Source organism: Paenibacillus sp. P4_A9 (genome assembly GCF_056402415.1).
Genome location: NZ_JBFUHL010000161.1, coordinates 1 through 3,022, shown reverse-complemented (window position 1 = coordinate 3,022; position 3,022 = coordinate 1). Strand labels below are relative to the sequence as shown.

Sequence of the window (3,022 nt, the reverse complement as noted above, 5' to 3'; positions counted from 1 at the left end):
AAGGAAGGGTGACCGCAACTGGTGCTTCTGTAAAAACAGGTTCTGGTGTAAGTGGAACAGGGACGATAACCTCTTCGACTGGTTGCTTGGCAGAAACAGTTTTCTCTACTGCAGGCATGGTTACCAAGGCTGGCAACTCAGCATAAACAGGCTCTGTCTCAAGTGGAATTGGCATGATTTTTTCAACAATTGGTGTTACAGGTACGACTGGCGTTACTGGCAGAACTGGAACAACTGGTGTAGCAGGTACGACTGGCGTAACTGGTGTAACTGGTGTAACAGGTGTAACAGGTGTAACAGGCATATCGGCGTAAATTGGTGTTAACACATCACCAGGAAGAATAAGTGCCGGAGTTTGGATAACCGGTTTGATGTAGTCTGTCGAGTAGTCACCAAGAGGATAGTTTGCCTTATCTTTTTCCAACTCCGATAATGCCTRCCATTTGCTTGCTTCAGTGGTCATGACTCTTTGAAGGATCGGCGCTAGATCAGTCTCAAGAAACACTTGGGGATTAAACACAATTTCTTTGACATGCTTGTAGAATTCATTTGGAAAAGCCATATCAATCCACAAGATTTCGAAGGTTTCTTGGTCTAGTGGATTGGCTCGATGGTACGCTTCGATCATGCCGCGAATCCAAGTAATGTCCCACACGCCCATATCATCCATGGTGCTAGTAATCAATTTACGTAGATCACGGATGGGCAGATCGTAAGAAACACCGTCTAAGTCGATAACCCAGATACCGCCGGGACCCATTTGTCCGTTCGACCATCCAAAATCTTGATGGGCAAGTCCCCAGTGGGGTTCGCCTTTGGCTATCATTGCGTTATAAGGTGAGTTTTGGAAACGTTGATACATGTCGTTAGCCTGCCGCTTAAATTCCTCGATGACGGCAAGTAGGTTTGCGCTTGCTGGGGTATCCGAATAGGCATGGGCGATATCCTGAAACCAGCCAATCTTAGCAATTAGCTTTTCATAATATTTGCCCCAGCCGTAGATGCGGGAGGATTTCTCCGAACCGCTGGGTGGAACATAACCCTTGGAGTTGTTGTGGAACTCACCTAAGCCAAAGCACAGCTGAGAAGCTCCGTCGAGGTCAACCTTGGATACGGGTACCAGGGGTTCAATCCAGTCGGTAACGATCCATAGCTTACCACCTGCTTCAACGTAGAAACTGCCTTCCTTTGTAGGAATGAACGATGGAACCCGGTGGCCTAAACCGGACATATAAGCTTGAGCGCCAACGCTGAATAGACTTCTTCTTGGCCGTCTGTGCAAACATTTAATACTGAGATTGCCCTTACTCGTGCTGATCTTCCAAATTGCGCCGCCTTTATCTGGCTTAGAGGTAATCAAGAGCATATCATAGACCTGCATGTCATAATGTCCCATGACCTCTCGTGCCAGCATTTCTAACCCAGGAGGAACATACATGTTCGCCACGATTCCTGGATCTAAGACGTCATCGATCCAGGGAACGATTTGATAATTTTCCACCACCATCACTCCATCACGTATTTTAAAGTGAATTGTACGTTCTAATGCCCTTACAGATGCTCACATAAACCAGATTAGGTTTATCTAATTCTATGCATATGTCATTAGGTGAATGGTTGATATGTACAAGAGTGGAACTTCATGAAAACCGAATAGACTTTCGCATACTTTCTCACAAAAAGTAGGAATTGACATGAAACCAAATGGTTGTATATAATAAAAAAACGAAACCAAATGGTTTCATAAATTTACATAGGCGAGAAGAGGAGATATTATATGTTATTGAGTTCGATTAATTATTGGGCCGTGTTTGTTACCGGGATTTTATCGTTAGTATTAGGCTTTCTATGGATGGCAGTTATATGGGCAAAGCCTTATCAGAAGCACATGTACGGCAAGGGAGATCAAGTCGAACTTAACGTAAGTAAGTCAGATAAAATCCAGTCATTTGTAATTTATATTCTTGTATCCTTCGTAACTTCTATTGCATTCGCCGTATGTTTAGAGCTCTGGAAAGCTGGTGGACAGGCATTTTCGTATGATGGAGAACGATTGTCGAATGCCTTCTGGTTTACTATGCTGCTAGCAGCGGGATACACACTGCCGTTCACGGTTGGCAAAAAGGTGTGGCAGTTCAAAAGCTGGCTTGTCGTAGCCGTGGACACCTCGTATGAGATTGTTCGTTTCACAATGCTGTTACTCATTTTCTGGTTCTGGATATAGGATATCTGAAGATACGCTAACTTCTTCTAAGCTTAAGATAAGCCTTCGAATCCTACTGCGGGTTATAGTTAGTGTGTAGATAAGAACACATTTTCAGGAGGGGTAACGATGAGTAAATTAACACAAGAAGAAGTCGCATTTTATAAGAAGAATGGGTATTTCCTATATGATAAGCAGTTATTCTCTGCTGAGAAATTAGCCGAGCTAACGGAAATATTTGAAGATCAGCTGAAGCAAAAAGGCAGTAAKCTTTCAGACGAGTTAGACACGCCGCATTTCCGTGAAGATCGTCTTCTGAATTTTTTATTATCGGATGAAGTATTAGACCTGGTTGAGCCCATTATCGGACCCAACATTGGTCTTTGGTCTTCCCATTTTATTTGTAAGGATCCGTTCGTGGGTCGAGCGACGCCTTGGCATGAGGATTCTGCTTATTGGAAAGGCCGCGTCAGTAACTTCGATAGCATTATTACCGTATGGTTGGCTATCGATAACAGCTCGAAGGAAAATGGCTGTATGCAAGTCATTCCAGGCACGCACAGCAATGGATTTTCTGAGTATGAGAGTGTAGACGGTGCGAAGAATCTCTTCAATACGCAAATCAAGAATATGGACACATCCACAGCCGTTCATTTTGAGTTGCAAAGAGGTCAATGCTCGCTGCATGATTCACGTATCATTCATGGTGCGGATCCGAACAAGAGTGAGTTCCGACRCTGTGGCTACACCATGCGTTATTTCTCAACAGAAACGAAAATCTTTGAGGAAAAGAATCCGAATTTCAAAGTATGGCTGGCT

3 protein-coding genes are annotated in these 3,022 nt (G+C 43.8%); 2 read left to right on the top strand and 1 reads right to left on the bottom strand.

The genetic code is table 11. The features are described 5' to 3' along the window. A partial coding sequence (locus AC1DVJ_RS30415) for a CotS family spore coat protein (RefSeq protein WP_477596573.1) occupies positions 1 to 1,507 on the bottom strand: 1,507 nt, incomplete at its 3' end. Positions 1,508 to 1,777: 270 nt separating this feature from the next. Between AC1DVJ_RS30415 and AC1DVJ_RS30410 the strand changes: the two genes are divergently transcribed. Together AC1DVJ_RS30410 and AC1DVJ_RS30405 are read left to right on the top strand one after the other, a co-directional pair. Continuing rightward, positions 1,778 to 2,224: a DUF1761 domain-containing protein gene (locus tag AC1DVJ_RS30410; protein ID WP_477596571.1), complete on the top strand. Its 447-nt coding sequence runs from the start codon at positions 1,778 to 1,780 to the stop codon at positions 2,222 to 2,224. Positions 2,225 to 2,332: 108 nt separating this feature from the next. Beyond that, positions 2,333 to 3,022: phytanoyl-CoA dioxygenase family protein (locus AC1DVJ_RS30405; protein ID WP_477596569.1), on the top strand; the 690-nt coding region annotated here is incomplete at its 3' end.

Coding starts and splice junctions, on each gene's coding strand:
- AC1DVJ_RS30410 (WP_477596571.1), top strand. CDS start 1,778: ATGTTATTGAGTTCGATTAATTATTGGGCCGTGTTTGTTACCGGGATT.